Below are 17947 nucleotides of genomic sequence, written 5' to 3'. Positions count from 1 at the left end.
TTCTATTATCAACATTTAACATCTTCTGCTCAGTTTCATTATCAAACCCACTATTTTTGGCCTGAAACAAATTATGCTACACTGCGACGCCTTGCAGTATAAACTGATTTCCACCATGACAACGCCTCTCGATCTTAATCTTTTAGCCGCCAACATCAAACAATGGGGTCTTTCTCTTGGTTTCCAACAAGTTGGCATTTGTGATACTGATTTATCGGTAGAAGAAACAAAACTTCAGGAATGGCTGGATAAACAATATCACGGGGAGATGGCATGGATGAAACGCCACGGCATGATGCGTGCTCGCCCGGATGAACTTTTACCAGGGACACTGAGAGTTATTAGCGTAAGAATGAATTACCTTCCTGCTAAAGCTTCTTTCGCCAGCACGCTAAACGATACTGAACTCGGTTATATCAGCCGTTATGCTCTGGGAAGAGATTATCACAAACTGCTCCGCCAACGTCTTAAGAAACTCGGCGAACAAATCCAAAACTATTGCCATGACTTCGAATATCAGGGAGTCCTTAATTTTCGACCTTTTGTTGATTCAGCGCCTATAATGGAACGCCCACTCGCCGCCAAAGCCGGATTAGGCTGGGTCGGTAAACACTCACTTATTCTTAATAGAGAAGCTGGTTCATGGTTTTTCCTCGGTGAGTTGCTGATTAATCTTCCCCTGCCGATAGATCCTCCACAAGAAGAGCAATGTGGACGCTGTGTCGCCTGCATGACAACCTGCCCAACCGGTGCAATTATCGCCCCTTATACTATTGACGCCCGCCGTTGTATTTCCTACCTCACAATTGAATTAGAAGGCATTATTCCTGAGGAATTTCGTCCATTGATGGGAAATCGTATTTATGGTTGCGATGACTGCCAGATTATTTGTCCCTGGAACCGCTTTTCCCAATTGACAGATGAAGATGATTTCAGCCCTCGTGCAATATTACATACACCAAAGCTATTGGATTTATTCAATTGGAGTGAAGAGAAATTCCTACGGATAACGGAAGGTTCTGCAATTCGCCGCATTGGTTATTTACGCTGGCTACGCAATATTACTGTTGCTTTAGGAAACGCACCTTATCAGTACGATATCGTTCTGGCTCTACAACAAAAACTTGGATTAAACACCATGCTAGATGAACATATTCATTGGGCTATTGAACAGCAAATCATTCGCCGTAAAACGAATACTATTAATGTACAAACCCCACAACAGAAACGGCTTATTAGAGCGATAACCAAGGGCTTACCCAGAGATGCTTAATTATTAGCCATCCCTATAACGTATAAAAAGATTCAGATAATTTTCCTGTGAATAAAATAAAAACCCCTTGCTGATCAATGCTCAAAAAAAGCGCAAGTGATCAATATGACATTTCTTAACAAAGAATCATTCTGAAAAACTATCAACGGGTTACAAAAGAAATATTCATTTTATGACATTCAAAATTAGAAAAATTCAGACGCAACAGCCTGTGGATAAGTCTGTGTGATAATTTTAAAGCATCGCACTTATTTGCCGAGAAACCAGCTTCCGAGCTGTGGATAAAAAATAGAAATCTGTACTATGAGGATATAATCCAAAAATCAAACCTAAAACAAGCGAGCACGACTATTGAGGAAGAAGCTTGAAGCGGGAGATAAACCCTATGAATATCAGCTAATTCATTGATTCGACTGATATTTTTCCCATGCCTCATTGCCGAAAGGAGTGCATTATGTACTACCTCAAAACGTTTGGCAAGCAGAAGTTGAAAAAATATTTGGCAATGAAAGAATAATACTTTCTTTACCCCTTTAGACATAAACATCACACAATATTGGTCAAACCAACGCACAGATTCAGACATTCAGCTAAAGCCTTCGCTTGATCCACTGTTATTACGGTGAGATTCTTTTTACTTGATCAAGGAGGATCTGAACAATCATGAGGAATCAATAAGCAAACAATTTTCATGGGCGCCAATCATATTGAATATCGCCCTGCGATTGCATGCAAATAACAGTAAGATAACTCACTAGCAATGAGGATTAAAGAATGAAAAGATTTACCAAAATTGCAGTAGGTTTTCTAGCATTAACCACAGCTCAAATCGCCTTTGCCGCTACCAGCACTTGGTCACAAACGAACCGTGCCCCAAATGTTTATGCTGCCGGCTACACCAACTCAAATTTCTTTACCACACCCTCTTCAGTACCGACAAGGGCAACTATTACGACAGTATCCTGGAATATCGGTTTATATAGCAATGGTGCGACAACTCAGACTTTCAACGTTTGTTACACCCCTCGATATTCATCCACCCCATCGCAATGCCTGGATGTCTCCGACGCCCTAAATAGCACCACAAATGCCTTTAGCGGCCATGACGCCAAAGGTTCCTTTAGAATTAGTGGGATTCTCAACGGAGGTACTTACCCCGTTTACCCGTCCCATTACAATATGATCAAAGTTGATTATCAGTATTAAGCAACCGGACCTGAAGCCTCATGGCTTCAGGTCAAAGAGCTCCCTGAAAGCCAAGGAGATAGCCGAACCCACCACGCGAAACTTTTTAGTCGCCAATACGATAAATGCTTTAGTGGCTAGTGACGATTGACGTTCATCAAACACAGCTAAAATCAGCATTTGCTTAATTGGAAAGGTGATTTTATAATCAAGCAATTGACTTTTTATAGTCTCTATTTAGTCCTTTTTAATGTGAGGAATTCTATGCGTTATTCAGAACAGATCAAACCCATTAGCTACCTAAAAGCCAATGCAGCCACGGTGATGACGACACTCGCTGAGTCCCGTTCACCGATGATTATTACACAAAATGGCGAGGCAAAAGCGGTGATTCAAGATATTGCCTCTTATGAGCAGACTCAGGAAACTATAGCGTTGTTAAAGATTTTAGCTTTAGGACAACAACAAGTTAAAGCAGGTGAAGTCACACCAATAAAGGATGTGGTTCAACGCTTAAAAAATAAAGGGAAGTCCACCTGATGCCATATCATGTCATGCTGACTAAAAATGCCGAAGCAGATTTAGAGGACATTTACGATTACATTGTCGAAAATGACAGTTCAGAGAAAGCTGATTATGTATTGGATCAATTGCTGAAAACAGCAGACAGTCTGGCTAACTTTCCTGAAAAAGGCAATTATCCCAAGGAGTTGCAGGAGTTAGGGATACGCGACTTCCGCCAAACATTTTTTAAACCTTACCGGGTTATTTACCAGATCACAGGTAAACAGGTGGTAATTTTTGTGATTGCCGATGGTCGGCGGGATATGCAAACCCTGCTTACGCACCGGTTATTAAGTGTATCTGCATGATAAGGAAGACTTGGAGCGGGAAACGAGACTCGAACTCGCGACCCCGACCTTGGCAAGGTCGTGCTCTACCAACTGAGCTATTCCCGCATTACTGACTGGTGATCACCTGAAATAATACATCAATCCCAAGAAATCAATTGTGAATCTAAACTTGGAGCGGGAAACGAGACTCGAACTCGCGACCCCAACCTTGGCAAGGTTGTGCTCTACCAACTGAGCTATTCCCGCGTCACTGACTGGCTAATAATAACCAGAAACAACATACTAACTCCAAATCAAAATTTGGAGCGGGAAACGAGACTCGAACTCGCGACCCCGACCTTGGCAAGGTCGTGCTCTACCAACTGAGCTATTCCCGCATATCTTTTAGTACGCCATCCATACCTTATGAAATTCTTCATCGGTATGGGGAGCGCATTATACGAAAAATCGTTGCGCCCGCAAGCCTTTCAACGTAAAAAAACAAACTTTCCGGTCAAATGACGATTTAAACGCCAACGCCGGTTAATTAATCATCACACCGAACTTGCATTATCATACCAACAGAAAATAAAACTTTCTGACTCACAGTTGAATAAAATGTTCCCGATAGTAGGCTAACTCAGCAACTGATTCACGGATATCATCCAGCGCCTGATGAGTATTCTGCTTCTTAAACCCAGCAAGGATTTCCGGCTTCCAGCGACGGGCTAATTCTTTAAGTGTGCTGACATCCAAGTAGCGGTAATGAAAATAAGCCTCCAATTCTGGCATATAGCGGAACAAGAAACGCCGATCCTGACTAACACTATTACCACAAATGGGGGAAGCACCTGCCGGAACCCATTTTTCCAAAAATTCAATCGTCGCCTTCTCTGCCTCACGATCGTCAATTTTACTTGCTTTAACACGTTCAACCAGCCCACTGCCCGTATGGGTGCGCACATTCCATTTATCCATCAGAGCAAGTTGTTCATCAGACTGATAAACCGCTATAACTGGCCCTTCCGCCAGGATATTCAAATTTGCATCGGTGACAATTGTCGCAATTTCAATAATGCGATCCCTCTCTGGATCTAAACCCGTCATTTCCAGATCTATCCAGATAAGATTGTGCTCACTTTTTGACATGTTATATCCTAGATTGGAGAGATAGTTCTTATTAATGGTGTATCATAGCGCTTTTAAGCAATAACAGCGATATACCCTATGGATTTCAAGATGCATCGCGACGGCAAGGGAGCGAATCCCCGGGAGCATAGGTAACTATGTGACCGGGGTGAGTGAGTGCAGCCAACAAAGAGGCAACTTGAAAGATGACGGGTATAAATGTGGAACAAGTGAGGTTCGGTGGCTAAACATAAACTATCCAAAGGCCAGCAACGGCGGGTACAGGCAAATCATCAACGCAGGTTGAAAAAACAGGATAATAAACCTGAAATGGATGATAGTCAGTTAGGTGAACCTCAAGAAGGGCTGGTTATCAGCCGTTTTGGCCAACATGCTGATGTCGAGGCAGCAGACGGTTCTATACAACGTTGTAATATTCGCAGAACTATCCGCTCATTGGTCACTGGCGATCAGGTGGTATGGCGCCCTTCGCTGCAAACACAAGCAGATGTTAAAGTAAATGGTATTGTTGAAGCCGTTCACGAACGGACTTCCGTACTTACGCGGCCTGACTATTATGATGGCATTAAACCTATCGCCGCCAATATTGACCAAATAGTGATTGTATCAGCCATTCTTCCTGAACTGTCACTCAATATTATCGATCGCTACCTTGTCGCCTGTGAAACACTGGGCATTGAGCCATTGATTGTATTGAATAAAATTGATCTGTTGGACGAAGAAAGCCGTGAATGGGTCAACGAAATCATGTCCACATACCACAACATTGGTTACAGGGTATTGAAACTCTCAAGCCATACTGGCGAAGGTATGGAAGAATTAACGAAGATGCTTGCAGGTCGAATCAGCATTTTTGCCGGTCAGTCTGGCGTAGGTAAATCAAGTTTACTCAACACGCTCCTGCCAGAAGATGAAGAAGAGATTCTGGTCAATCAGGTTTCAGATGTTTCCGGTTTAGGTCAGCACACCACAACAGCATCCCGTCTTTACCATTTTCCACATGGCGGTGATGTTATTGATTCTCCCGGCGTTCGGGAGTTCGGCCTGTGGCATTTAACACCGGAGCAGATAACTCAGGGTTTTATCGAATTCCGTGATTATCTCGGCGGTTGTAAATTCCGTGATTGCAAACATCGGGACGATCCAGAGTGTGCGTTACGGAAAGCAGTAGAAGATAATGAAATAACTCAAGAACGCTTTGAGAATTATCACCGTATTCTCGACAGTATGGATCAAATTAAACCACGCAAAACTTTTACAGATAACGATAGCTAACTGACATTAAATGAAAGGGCGGGTACAATACCCCCTTTTGTCTAATTTCGCCAATAGAATCCAAGAGGTTGACGTGCTGGATAACATTAAAATCAGGTTACATTATCTACTGCCTAAACAGGGAATAACTCACCTGGCAGGCTGGTTTGCTAACAAAAAAGCTGGCTGGTTGACTCAACTAGCAATCAAGGCGTTTGCTCGTGTTTATAAAGTGGATATGAATGAAGCGAAAGCGCCTGAGTTTTCAGCATATACGACATTCAATGAGTTCTTTATCCGCCCATTAAAAGATGATATTCGCCCGGTTGTCAGCAATGAACACCAATTAGCTCTACCTGCTGACGGTACTATCAGCCAGTTAGGCAATATCCGTACATACCAGCTCCTTCAAGCTAAAGGACACCACTACACGCTTGAAGCTCTACTCGCCGGTAATCATCAGTTGGCAGAGATATTTCGTGATGGGCAGTTTGTAACCACTTACTTATCACCTAAAGATTATCACCGTGTACATATGCCTTGCGATGGATTACTGAAAGAGATGATCTATGTCCCTGGCGATTTATTCTCTGTCAATCCATTGACTGCCGCCAACGTACCAAATCTGTTCGCTCGTAATGAAAGAGTCATCTGTCTGTTTGATACTCAATTTGGGCCTATGATACAGATTCTGGTTGGTGCAACTATCGTCGGCAGTATTGAAATGGCTTGGTGTGGTACGGTTACACCACCACGGGAAGGCATTATCAAACGCTGGACTTACCCCGAAGCTGGTGCAACTGGCGCGATTTCTTTCAAGAAAGGGGAAGAAATGGGGCGTTTCAAATTGGGCTCTACCGTCATTAACCTGTTTGCATCAAATCAGGTACAGCTTGCCGGGCATTTGAGCAGCGGCTCCACAACCTGCATGGGTGAACTGTTAGCCCAAACTATTTTGCCCGAAGAACCTACTGACAACATAAGCTAATCCCTTTCCAAGGAGAGCCCTTTATCGTGCGCCTGATTATCAGCTTATTGCTTAGCTTGCTCATTATTAATCCGGTTCTTGCTGTGATTCCACTTGATGAAAACCAGCTCAAACAAGAACTGAAACAAATCGAATCCAGCAAAAACCCGCAGGATGCAGAAGTTGCTCAGGCGTTACAAGGCGCTCTCAATTGGATTGCTGATACTAAATCAGCTAATGACAGAACGCAGAAATATCAGACCGCCATTGATGATTTTCCTAAAATCACGAAAGAACTTCGTCAAAAATTACTCTCTGAAAGTGATACTCCTCGTCCAATTCCCGCTAACCAACCCATTGCAAGCGTTGAGCAACAGATCATTCAGGTCAGCAGCCGGTTGCTAGAACAAGGGGGACAATTACAGCAAGAGCAGGACAAAGGACGGGAAATCAGCGACTCTCTCGTACTGTTACCGCAACAACAATCAGAAGCGCGACGCCTGCTAACTGACGCATCCTCTCGCCTGCAATCATTAGGAACACCCTCCACGCCATTAGCAGAAGCTCAATTTGCCTTAGCTCAAGCCGAAGTCAACGCCCACAAAGCAACAGTCAATGAACTTGAAATAGCTCAACTTTCCGCTAACAATCGGCAAGAAATTTCCCGTATGCGGGTTGAACTGTTCAAAAAACGCTATCATCGATTTGATCTTGAGCTGCAACAACTCCGCAGCCAACTTAACGCACAGCGTCAGCAAAAAGCGGAATTAGCCTTAGAACATACCGAAATGCTGGCGGAACAAAGTGATCAGCTACCAAAATTTCTGCTTGATGAATTACAACTGAACCGGAATTTATCTCAGGAATTAAATCAACAAGCACAACGAATGAATATCATCGGCTCAAAGCAGCGACAAGCCGCCAGTGATATTATTCAAGTCCGGCAAGCATTGAATACCATTCGTGAACAAGCACAATGGCTAGGCGGCTCTACAACGCTCGGAGAAGCGCTCCAAACTCAACTTGCCCGTTTGCCTGACATGTCTAAGCCACAGCAACTTGATCGGAATATTGTCAAATTCAGGGTTGATCGCCTGAAATACGAAGACATGCTGGAGCAGTTACAAAAAGAGACCAAACCCGTACAGAAAAGCAACGTTGCGTTAACTGCGGAACAAGAGAGGATTTATGATTCTCTTATCCGCACCCGCAAAGAATTACTCAATTCACTATTATCTGGCTATGACAGTGAAATCCTTGAATTGACCAAACTGAAAGTCGCTACCAGTCAGCTAAATGATGCGCTAACAGAAGTTAAAGAAGCCACACACCGTTATCTATTCTGGGTCGCGGATGTTAATCCTGTTTCGCTTAATTACCCAATCAATGTTGTGCAGGATCTAACCCGTCTACTATCGCTGGACACTTTTTCTCAGTTAAGCGGCGCCCTGATAGTCATGCTGACCACTCAAGATACGTTGCTATACTTATTTGGCGCGCTATCCCTAGTTATATTCAGCATCGGTTCCCTTCGCCATTACCACGCATTCCTTGAACGCGCGAGTAACCGTATCGGCAAAGTCACTCATGATCACTTTTCTCTCACTTTGCGTACCGTATTCTGGTCGGTTGTTGTCGCGTTACCTTTACCGATGCTCTGGTCCGCCATTGGTTATGGGCTGCAAAGCGCCTGGCAGTATCCTATGGCGACAGCTATCGGTTATGGCGTCAGCGCTACGACTCCCGTTCTATGGATCTTCATGCTGAGTGCCACTTTCGCCCATCCAAATGGATTATTCATTGCCCATTTCCGTTGGCCGGAAGAACGCGTTAAACGGGCTTTACGATTCTACCAGCTATCTATCTTTGCCATTGTGCCATTGGTCATGGCATTGATAACTTTTGAACATTATAGTGATCGAGAATTTGCTTCCACACTTGGCAGGCTTTGTTTCCTAATCCTGTGTATCTCCTTAAGCCTGATCACCAACAGCCTGAAACGGGCAAGAGTCCCGCTCTATTTGGATAAACATGGCTCCGGCGAAAATGTTATCAATACCGCTCTCTGGTGGATTTTACTCTCTGCGCCGATAGTCGCGGCGCTAGCTTCCATACTGGGATATTTCAGCACATCACAAGCATTGCTTGGCCGTTTAGAAACTTCCGTTGCTATCTGGTTCTTTTTACTGGTTATTTATCACATTATCCGTCGTTGGATGCTGATTCAGCGACGCCGTATCGCCTTTGACCGGGCAAAACAGCGACGGGCGGAAATTCTGGCTCAACGAGCCAAAAGCGAGGACGACTCAACGGGTTCAAGCAGTATCGAAGGCGCCATTGAAGTTGAGGAACCTATTATTGATCTGGATGCAATCAGCGCTCAGTCATTGGGATTAGTCCGTTCAATCCTAACTCTACTTGCCTTGGTTTCACTCATTTGGCTCTGGTCAGAACTTCATTCCGCTTTCTCATTTCTAGAAAATATCCGACTGTGGGATGTCACCACGACAATAAACAATGTAGAAACTGTTCAACCCATCACCGTAGGTTCTGTCTTGATTGCTATCTTGGTGATTATTATCACCACTCAACTGGTGCGTAACCTGCCCGCATTGCTTGAGTTGGCCTTACTACAGCATTTAGAACTCACACCCGGTACCGGCTTCGCCATTACCACACTCACCAAATACACCATTACTTTGATTGGTGGTTTAGTCGGTTTCTCCCTGATTGGTCTTGAATGGTCAAAATTACAATGGCTTGTCGCTGCGTTAGGGGTTGGACTAGGTTTTGGCTTACAGGAAATCTTCGCCAACATCGTTTCTGGCCTGATGATATTGTTTGAAAAACCCATTCGTATCGGTGATACCGTGACTATCCGCAACCTGACTGGCAGCATCACCAAGATCAATACACGGGCAACAACCCTTTCGGACTGGGATAGAAAAGAGATCATCGTTCCTAACAAAGCCTTTATCACCGAGCAGTTTATTAACTGGTCATTATCTGACACCATCACCCGTGTCGTGCTGACAATTCCTGCACCGACAGAAGCTAGCTGTGAAGAAGTCACCCAAATCCTATTAACCGCGGCTAAACGCAGCACTTTGATCCTTGAGAACCCGGCGCCTGAAGCCTATCTGGTTGATCTTCAACATGGTATTCAGATATTTGAATTACGTATTTATGCCGCTGAAATGGGGCATCGAATGCCTGTCCGCCATGAAGTCCACCAGCTTATTTTGCAAGGATTCCGCGAACACGGCATTACTCTGCCATTCCCACCATTTCAGGCGAGTATTGATGTCATTGGTCGGGATATTCGCAGTGCGACGACCAATATGTCAGGCCGTAATCCACCTCGTCAACCGGGTAGTTTGTAAAAACAATGAAGCACTGAGCGCCCATACTTGAATCAACTCACCCTATTTCAGGCAGAATATGGCCTTTTTTACCGCCATCCTAGGCTTGAAATAGGCTTTGCGAAGCAATTAATGTCGCGCCACAAGAGGTTTTCATTCCCGCCAACGAGTACATTTGCCCATTAGCGCTGACTATTTTAGGCGTCCCTTCCACAATGGTTTGATTGCCGCCACATTTTGGACAGGATACCGCATCCCCAACCCGAGCCGCTTTCTTCCCTAACACATCAAAGCCTTCATCACCGGCTAACACCTTACCGCCATGCGAAGTCGAATCACCGACCAAAATAATAGAACGTGACATCTTTCCCTCCATTAACTCATGATTAAATATTCATTTCAGCTTCCGACATCTGACTATCATGGCACCATAACTTGATTAAATAAATCTTATGTAAATAAAACGCATTGAAATAAATTACATAATCATGTTAATGGAACACCTATAAAATTTACCTCATTAACTGTTTGAAACAAAAATTTACACATAATTAAACTATCAACCTTGATATCCATAAGATCAAAATATAAATTTACATTAATATTTGATTACAAAGAACACAAAGGTAGATATGAAAAATTTTGAAGATTTCTATAGGGAAGCACTTTCACAAATAAAGCATGATCTGAGCAACGCGGCGCAAGAGCATCCACACCTTGATCCATTTACCTCCGAATCCGGCGACCCAGATATTCTCCGCGTACTGGAAGGTTTTGCGCTTATCACTGCCGGTCTTCAACAAAAAATTGATGATGGTTTCCCGGAAGTCGTCAACCCGCTTCTACGAAAAGTATGGCCGATACCTTTACATCCGATCCCTTCAACCAGCATTATCCAGTTAGATATTCAACCGGGCAGCATGACTGAAACCACAAACATTGCCAAAGGCAGTGAAATTTCCGCCATACAGCAGAACCAATCCATTACGTTCAGAACCACTCAAGATATCAATATTGAGCCCATCACTTTGGTCCATAAAACGCTGACGCACAGCGGAGACAAGAGCCTGATATCACTGACCTTTCAATATCATGGCCCAACTACCCACTGGAAGACAGGGCAAATCACACTTTTTCTCGGAGAAGATCAAAAACTGGCGTCTTTACTGACCAAATACGTAGATCAATCGCTGAACAACACTTATCTGAAAACATCCCTGAAAGAGCAGGAAATGTGGCTATCTCTTGAGATTGCTCCACGCCTGAAAGAAAATTTGGTCCTACCGAGACCCCATGATTATTTCTGGCCGTTGCAGGTACTATACGAATACCTCTATCTGCCACATGTTAATGACTTTATGTCATTTGATTTATCGGAAGAAATCGCTGAACTCCCTTTGGGAGAGGATAAGCAATTTACCATTATCTTAGAATTTGACTGTAATATTCCCATCGAGGACATTACACCCGCATTTATTCCCCATTGCGTACCCGTTATTAACCTGGCTCCGGCAAGAACAAAACCGATAACATTTGAAAAGGGCAAATCGCGTTATGTATTAGCAGCGAATGAAATCTTTAGTATTGATAACATTAAACTCCAATCCGATCCTGATGGAACATCTGAAGGATCTGCTCACAGCGTTCCTCTTATCAATAGCGAGCAACTGGCCGCCTGCCATTTTGCCGAACCCGGTGACAACATATTACTTTTTAACCATATACGGGAAGAATCGCCATTTGGCGGCAATCAAATTAATCTCACGTTTTATGATCATCAGGCAAAACCCGTAACAAAACACCACTATCGCGAATTTTACTGCCAATATCACAGATATCATACGCAAGCACGGACATTGGGCATCGGGCAAATCTGTATACCCAGCGAGCAGATACCCAGCCATATTCAGGCCAGGAATATCGTGTCGGCGTCAAAAGATCTTCCTGCCGTCGTAAACAGTCATCAGCACTGGCCGATACTATCTTTGTTGTCGATTGGGCCATTTTTTCTCAGTCACATTGAATCAGTCAGATCTCTGGTCAAACAACTTGATACCTTCGCGCATCTGGACGCCCCGCGTAGCCGGCATATTCAGCGCATGGCCGATGGTCTCAGCGCTATCTACCTTGAGCCATACTACCATTTTGACAAGGGCATTCCTGTGAGAGGCCAAGCCATCACACTGCGCATGACACCAGAAAATTATGAGCATGAAGGAGAAATGTATGCTTTTGCCAAAACACTACACACCGCTTTCTCCCTCTGTTTTGTTGAAACCAGCTTTCACAGATTAACCGTTATCAATAACGACACCAATGAATACTGGGAATTTTACAATATGCCTGGGCATCAGAAGATCATGTAACGTCACGAGGAAAAATTATGAAAACTGGACTCCGCTTTTCCTGCACCATCGGCAATCTGCCGCCCATGACTTTTGCGGTAGTGAATTTTACCTTAGATGAAGCGCTTTCATCGTTATTTACCCTGTCTCTCACATTAGCGGCAAACCGTTCCAATATAGACACGGACACCCTGCTGCTCCAAACCGGGCGGTTCACTGTCACCCGTGACGATATTCTGCAACGTGAAGTAAAAGGACTGGTTGCAAGCGCGGTAGTGGGCACCACAAACCGGCATCAAACCCAGTATCACCTGACAGTCAGACCAGAAATGTGGCTGCTGACACTCGATCAGGACAGCCGTATCTATCACCAGCTCAGTGTCCCCGATATTTTACAAAGCATACTGAAACAGAAGAAACTCCGAGCCAATATGCATTTGAATAACCCACACTCAACACGGGAATACGTCACCATGAAAAGGGAATCATCCTACGATTTCTTTACCCGCCTGGCGGCTGAGGAGGGGATTTTCTTCTGGTTCGCCGATGACGGACTTTATCTGAGTGATAGCTACCTGAACATGAGAGCGCCGGATACGCTGATTTATAACCCGGACATTGCCAACGCAGTAGAAGAAAATGTTATCTATAAATGGTCTCTTGGCTCCTACATGCGCCCGGAATCTACCGACCAAAAAGACAGAAATTATCACAACCCCAATTACGCTTTACAGCATAACGCCACGGATTTTGAAGCGGAGAACGGCACGCCATTTCATATTTTTGAAAGTTACGGCCGTTTTCAGAAAGACAAAGAGGGCATTCCGTTTACCCAGTACCGGCTGGAAGCCCTGCGTGTTGACAGCAAATCAGGGCAAGCAGACAGCAATTGTATTCGGTTAATGCCCGGCAGAATTTTTACACTAACCCACCACCCGATTGACGCCATGAATGATCGCTGGCAAGTCATCTCTTCCCAACACATCGGGCATGTCCCCGCCGTTCTGGGCGATGGCGGAACCGGTACTACCCTGAATTCACAAACCCGGTTCATTCCGGGTCGCAACAATTGGCGTCCGCCATACCGCTATAAACCCCTGGCCGATGGCGACGAAGTTGCAACCGTTGTCGGACCCGGGACTGAAGAAATTTACGTCAATAAAGATGGCGCGGTTCGCGTTCACTTTCACTGGAACCGTTATGATGCGCCTGACGACCAGGCTTCTTGCTGGGTGCGGGTTGCACAAGGCTGGAATGGCAACGGATTTGGTTTTCTGGCAACACCGCGAGTCGGTCAGGAAGTGATTATCTCCTATCTCAACGGCGATATTGACCGGCCTATTATTACCGGATGCACTTACAACGGTCTTAACCGCCCGCCGCTGAATTTACCCGCGGAAAAGACGCGCACCACGTTCAGAACCAAAACACATAAAGGTAACGGCTTTAACGAATTACGTTTTGAGGATGAAAACGGCAGTGAAGAAGTGTTTATTCATGCTCAACGGGATATGAATACGCTGATTCTGAATGATGAAACCCACAATATTGGGCATAACCGGACACATCATATTAAACATGATGCCCATTTACGCATTGATAATGAGTACCGCATACAGACGGGAAATGACATTTCCCTATCTACGGGGCAAAAACTCCATATCAAAGCAGATGACGCCCTGTTAACTCAAAGCGGCAATGAAATTCACCTAAGTTCCGGCGCTAAAGTCGTGATTGATGCCGGCAGTGAACTGACCCTACAGGCCGCCGGGCACTTCCTTAAAATCGATGCAGGCGGTATTACCAGCAGTGCGGGCATTAACTTCGGCAGTGGATCACCCGGCAGCGGCTCAGGCTGGGGTGGCAAGCTACCGGATATGCTGGATAAACTGAAACAAACCAGTGTCGTGCAGGCAGAAAAAGCCCTGACGGCACCGTTGAAAGAAATCTGTCTGACCTGTCTGCTAAAAGCAGAACAGAATGGCACGGCAATGGTTATCAGGGGGCAGTCATGACACCGGAATTACAGAAAAAATGGAGTGAATACAGAGAAAGACATCCCGAAATGAAATGGTATGCCTTAGTCAGCGGCCTACAGTATGAACGTCATTTTGCTGAGGAGATTAAGTATATCGCCGGCATGAATAATCCCCTGTTCCGGCAATACCCGGATGCCAAAATTGCATTCGCGGGGCCGTGGTTGTTTGATATGGCTTATGCGAAATCATGGGAAGAAAAGTTATCTACGCTGGAAAAGGTTGCACCTTCGGTATCCTGGCTACACACCACGCTGTCTTTAGACAAACTGACTCGTCACCTTGAAAACTACCTGAATGTTGAGCTGGAAACGGGGGAAACGGCATTACTGCGTTTTCACGATCCCCGCATTTTGCATCAAATCCGGGATATTTTCAGCCCAGAGCAATTGTCGGCATTCACTGACGGTATTCATGAGTGGGTTTATCTATTTGATAGTAATGATCATTTCGTAAAAGGAGCCTAGCAATGATAAAACTCAGCAAGGAACAGGTCGCTAAATTTATTGATGCGGAAGATGAGGCTTATGTGACCCAGATCCGACAACGTATTCTGGCTGAGCACAGTGAATTAGTCGAAAATGAAAGCGAACACAGCCTGCACGAACGATTAAAGAAGGCTTATCTGGATTTGGTTGAGATGGAGTTCAGGGATGAAGCATTGATCCGCTCTTATTTACATTTCGTTGCATTTAACCATGATTTTCACGGCTCGCCAGCAATCCAGAATATGTTGAACGCCGGAGATAGCCCGGAGCAACAATACCGTGATTATTTGCGGGTTATGGATAATTTATTGAAAAGGAGAAATTAATATGCCATTACCACTTCTTGCGCCAGCGGCTCCTGCTCTTTTAGCTGCTGCGGAATGGACACTGGCTGCTTGTGCAGCGGGATTAGCCGCCGTTGGTGTGATGGAAAGCACCAAAGATAAAGAAGGCGAACAAGACAAAGCAAAAGCGGATACACAAACAATTGCTTCGTCTCGTACCGAATGTGAGAAATGTCCGGCAATTGGCAACGTTACGATGGTTTGGGAAAAAACCACATCGTATTCAGAAATAACTATTGCCTACCAAACAAAAATTGCCGGGACGATATACAATCCTGAATTAAACATCATTGAAACTTGGTTATGCATGGATACAAATTTCGATGGTTGGAAACCTGCGCAATGTTTATTTCTTGAGGCCAAAGCTCTGTATGATCAGTTTTTTGAAGACGGGTTACCCAAATGGTTTTATGCTGAATTTAAGAAAAAACCAACAGATAAGACCGGGCTTGAAAGCATGATGTGGCAAGCAGAAAGACAAAATAATGCATGCGCTTCATTAAAAAATATTCCTAAATCACATTGGCATTTTCTGCAACCAATATCTTACGGATATTTTACCAAGGCTTTTGTTAAATTTATTAACATTAAAACATTTAACACACCTTAAATGTGGATATTTATTTTAAAATTAGGATTAAAAAAATGAACATAATACACGCTAGAATAGAAATGTTTTATGATTTAAAAGAGAAGATAACACCGGAATTAGCATTGGATGACACATACTGCATCATGCAACAAATAAATAAGGTATCTAATAGCTCAAGTAGATGGCATCTACCAGGATATGATCTAGACGAAATAAAAGCAAATAACGTTTTTGATGGAAATGGTATTACTGAATATGCCATAAATCAATTCAAAGAAAGTTATGATGAGAATTTTAAATCTATCATAAAAACATTATTTGATGTTCCAGGTGATGTAAAGTTAAAAAATAGAATCATGTATTCAAGCCGAGATTATGATAATAGGCTAGGAAAAACAGATGTAGGCATTGATCTTAGTTTCGAAAAAGAAAAATTCAATCATTCTAAGTATATTGATTTCGTAGCTTCTTTAGTTAGCAACCATTACTCTCCAATAATCATGATGGATGCCAGAGGATATTCGCTAAAACAAAAACAAGTCTTTCCAGATAGGGTTTATGCCGGTTGGATGCTCTACTTACCAATTGAAATAGATCCGACTTTAGTTCCAATGGCAGAAGAAATAATATCTATTTCTGATAAAAATGACAAAAAAGGCTCATTGATTATCACGACAAAAGATATCTTTGATATTGAAAACCAGAAACATATCAATAAAGCCAATGATATTGAAATATGTTTACGGGATTTACAAATATTACCATTAATATCAGAGATATAAATATGACAGACAAAGCTGTGATCCGATTAAACGACATAACCGATCATGGTGGTAAAGTCATTACCGCCATTGATAATTACGTGTATCAAGGCGTGCCTGTTGCCGCTAAAGGTGATTTAGTAAGCTGTCCTAAATGCAAAGGGGTTTTCCCTATTGTGGAAGGTAGCAATGACTTAAAGCATCAGGGAAAACCTGTCGCATTGGAAGGTATGCAAACAGCCTGTGGCGCAAAACTGATTGCCAGCCAGAAAGATTTTCTCGCTTAATGAGACAACAATCACTTTGGCCTATTAGGACAACACTGACGCGCTGCGCTTGTCTTCTCCGTTTTACCGGGCTAATACATTAATCCGGTAGAACGGAGAGCCGAGAAAAATACCGTGATTATTTGTGGGTCATGGATAATTTATTGAAAAGGAGAAATTGATATGCCATTACCACTTCTTGCGCCAGCGTCTCTCTCACTGGTATTTTATACAGCCTATATCTTATTCATATTTTACAGAAATTTTTGCTCCATATCTCAATATTAAAACTTTTAATACTATGATGTCTCAACAACCAGAATAATTTATAGGAGAATTGAAATATGCTCATTATACACCCAAGAATAAAATTATTTTATGATCTTAGAGAAACCATCACACCGGAATTAGCATTGGCCGATACGTATCAGTTAATGAATCACATTAATAACCTCAGTAATAATTCAAGTGGTTGGCATCTACCTGGATATAGTGAAGAAGAAATTAGAGAAAATAACGTATTTAATGAAAATGGCATTACTGAATATGCTTTAAAAGAGTTCAGGGGAATTTATGAGGATGACGGAAGATCTATTATAGTGTCACTATTTGATAATCCTATAATTGATAATTCTGAGAGTGGTAAATTAGAAAATAATATTACATATATTGGCCAGGATGATACTCATTCCAACCCTAATAGATTGGGGAAAACTAATATATCTATTAATCTTGCACTTGAAAAAGAAAAATTCAACATTAAAAACTTTATCGATTTTATTAAACATTTGGTTTCTCATAGATATTCTCCATTTATTATGACAGATACTAGAGGCTATAGATTAAATCAAAAACAAGTTTTCTCAGACCGCCTAAGCGCTGGCTGGATGCTCTATTTACCAATAGAAATAAATCCGACTTTAGTTCCAATGGCAGAAGAAATAATATCTATTTCTGATAAAAATGACAAAAAAGGTTCATTGATTATTACGACAAAAGATATATTTGATATTGAAAACCAGGAGCATATCAATAAAGCCAATGATATTGAAATATGTTTACGGGATTTACAAATACTACCATTGATGACAG

The 17947-nt window shown here is 43.0% G+C and carries 17 protein-coding genes and 3 tRNA genes; 15 read left to right on the top strand and 5 right to left on the bottom strand.

The genetic code is table 11. The annotated features are described in order from the left end of the window. Window positions 1-115: 115 nt before the first annotated feature. From queG to Phpb_RS21460, 4 genes are all read left to right on the top strand, one after another. Window positions 116-1273 (top strand): tRNA epoxyqueuosine(34) reductase QueG, encoded by a 1158-nt coding sequence (gene queG, locus Phpb_RS21480; protein ID WP_065392263.1) that lies wholly within the window; start codon window positions 116-118, stop codon window positions 1271-1273. Window positions 1274-2047: 774 nt separating this feature from the next. Next, window positions 2048-2479 carry a hypothetical protein gene (locus tag Phpb_RS21470; protein ID WP_065392145.1) on the top strand — a complete coding sequence of 144 codons (432 nt, stop codon included), beginning with the start codon at window positions 2048-2050 and terminating at the stop codon, window positions 2477-2479. A 243-nt stretch (window positions 2480-2722) separates the two neighbouring features. Next, window positions 2723-2998 carry a type II toxin-antitoxin system Phd/YefM family antitoxin gene (locus Phpb_RS21465; RefSeq protein WP_065392144.1) on the top strand — a complete coding sequence of 92 codons (276 nt, stop codon included), beginning with the start codon at window positions 2723-2725 and terminating at the stop codon, window positions 2996-2998. Beyond that, entirely contained in the window at window positions 2998-3330 is a 333-nt protein-coding gene (locus tag Phpb_RS21460) for a type II toxin-antitoxin system RelE/ParE family toxin (RefSeq protein ID WP_036810050.1), read from the top strand. The genes Phpb_RS21465 and Phpb_RS21460 overlap by 1 nt, the downstream gene beginning before the upstream one ends. Window positions 3331-3341: 11 nt before the next feature. Here the strand turns inward: Phpb_RS21460 and Phpb_RS21455 are convergent. The 4 genes from Phpb_RS21455 to orn form a co-directional block, all read right to left on the bottom strand. Then, window positions 3342-3417 (bottom strand) — tRNA-Gly (locus Phpb_RS21455). 65 nt (window positions 3418-3482) lie between these two features. Continuing rightward, a tRNA-Gly gene (locus Phpb_RS21450) sits at window positions 3483-3558 on the bottom strand. 55 nt (window positions 3559-3613) lie between these two features. Then, a tRNA-Gly gene (locus Phpb_RS21445) sits at window positions 3614-3689 on the bottom strand. Window positions 3690-3894: 205 nt separating this feature from the next. Further along, the gene (gene orn / locus Phpb_RS21440; protein WP_065392143.1) at window positions 3895-4440 is read right to left on the bottom strand and encodes an oligoribonuclease; all 546 of its coding nucleotides are present in this window, start codon (window positions 4438-4440) and stop codon (window positions 3895-3897) included. A 219-nt stretch (window positions 4441-4659) separates the two neighbouring features. Between orn and rsgA the strand changes: the two genes are divergently transcribed. The 3 genes from rsgA (at window position 4660) to mscM (ending at window position 10044) form a co-directional block, all read left to right on the top strand. Further along, on the top strand, window positions 4660-5715 hold the full coding sequence (rsgA, locus tag Phpb_RS21435) for a small ribosomal subunit biogenesis GTPase RsgA (protein ID WP_065392142.1): 1056 nt from the start codon (window positions 4660-4662) through the stop codon (window positions 5713-5715). A 73-nt stretch (window positions 5716-5788) separates the two neighbouring features. Next, entirely contained in the window at window positions 5789-6682 is an 894-nt protein-coding gene (gene asd / locus Phpb_RS21430) for an archaetidylserine decarboxylase (protein ID WP_065392141.1), read from the top strand. 26 nt (window positions 6683-6708) lie between these two features. Beyond that, on the top strand, window positions 6709-10044 hold the full coding sequence (gene mscM, locus Phpb_RS21425; protein ID WP_065392140.1) for a miniconductance mechanosensitive channel MscM: 3336 nt from the start codon (window positions 6709-6711) through the stop codon (window positions 10042-10044). Between the two features lie 79 nt (window positions 10045-10123). Here mscM and Phpb_RS21420 read toward each other — a convergent pair whose 3' ends face one another. Then, window positions 10124-10387, bottom strand: a complete 264-nt coding sequence (locus Phpb_RS21420; RefSeq protein ID WP_065392139.1) for a PAAR domain-containing protein — start codon at window positions 10385-10387, stop codon at window positions 10124-10126. A 268-nt stretch (window positions 10388-10655) separates the two neighbouring features. Between Phpb_RS21420 and Phpb_RS21415 the strand changes: the two genes are divergently transcribed. The 8 genes from Phpb_RS21415 to Phpb_RS21380 all read left to right on the top strand — a co-directional run. After that, entirely contained in the window at window positions 10656-12389 is a 1734-nt protein-coding gene (locus Phpb_RS21415) for a type VI secretion system baseplate subunit TssF (protein WP_240492650.1), read from the top strand. Between the two features lie 17 nt (window positions 12390-12406). Beyond that, entirely contained in the window at window positions 12407-14383 is a 1977-nt protein-coding gene (locus Phpb_RS21410) for a type VI secretion system Vgr family protein (protein ID WP_065392137.1), read from the top strand. Next, window positions 14380-14871, top strand: a complete 492-nt coding sequence (locus tag Phpb_RS21405; protein ID WP_065392136.1) for a DUF4123 domain-containing protein — start codon at window positions 14380-14382, stop codon at window positions 14869-14871. Before Phpb_RS21410 ends, Phpb_RS21405 begins: the two co-directional genes overlap by 4 nt. A gap of 2 nt (window positions 14872-14873) precedes the next feature. Then, window positions 14874-15218, top strand: a complete 345-nt coding sequence (locus tag Phpb_RS21400) for a hypothetical protein (protein WP_065392135.1) — start codon at window positions 14874-14876, stop codon at window positions 15216-15218. Window position 15219: 1 nt separating this feature from the next. Beyond that, the gene (locus tag Phpb_RS21395; protein ID WP_065392134.1) at window positions 15220-15846 is read left to right on the top strand and encodes a restriction endonuclease fold toxin 5 domain-containing protein; all 627 of its coding nucleotides are present in this window, start codon (window positions 15220-15222) and stop codon (window positions 15844-15846) included. 35 nt (window positions 15847-15881) lie between these two features. Next, a complete protein-coding gene (locus Phpb_RS21390; RefSeq protein WP_065392133.1) occupies window positions 15882-16610 on the top strand; it encodes an immunity 52 family protein in 729 nt (242 codons plus the stop codon). Window positions 16611-16612: 2 nt separating this feature from the next. Next, window positions 16613-16876: a PAAR domain-containing protein gene (locus tag Phpb_RS21385; RefSeq protein ID WP_065392132.1), complete on the top strand. Its 264-nt coding sequence runs from the start codon at window positions 16613-16615 to the stop codon at window positions 16874-16876. Window positions 16877-17199: 323 nt separating this feature from the next. Then, window positions 17200-17947, top strand: a 748-nt coding sequence (locus Phpb_RS21380) for an immunity 52 family protein (protein ID WP_065392131.1), incomplete at its 3' end; no start/stop codon positions are given.

The sequence above is a fragment of the Photorhabdus namnaonensis genome, assembly GCF_001684335.1.
Taxonomy (GTDB): Bacteria; Pseudomonadota; Gammaproteobacteria; order Enterobacterales; family Enterobacteriaceae; genus Photorhabdus; species Photorhabdus namnaonensis.
The sequence above is the reverse complement of the archived record's forward strand: the minus strand, read 5'-3'. Positions and strand labels throughout refer to the sequence as shown.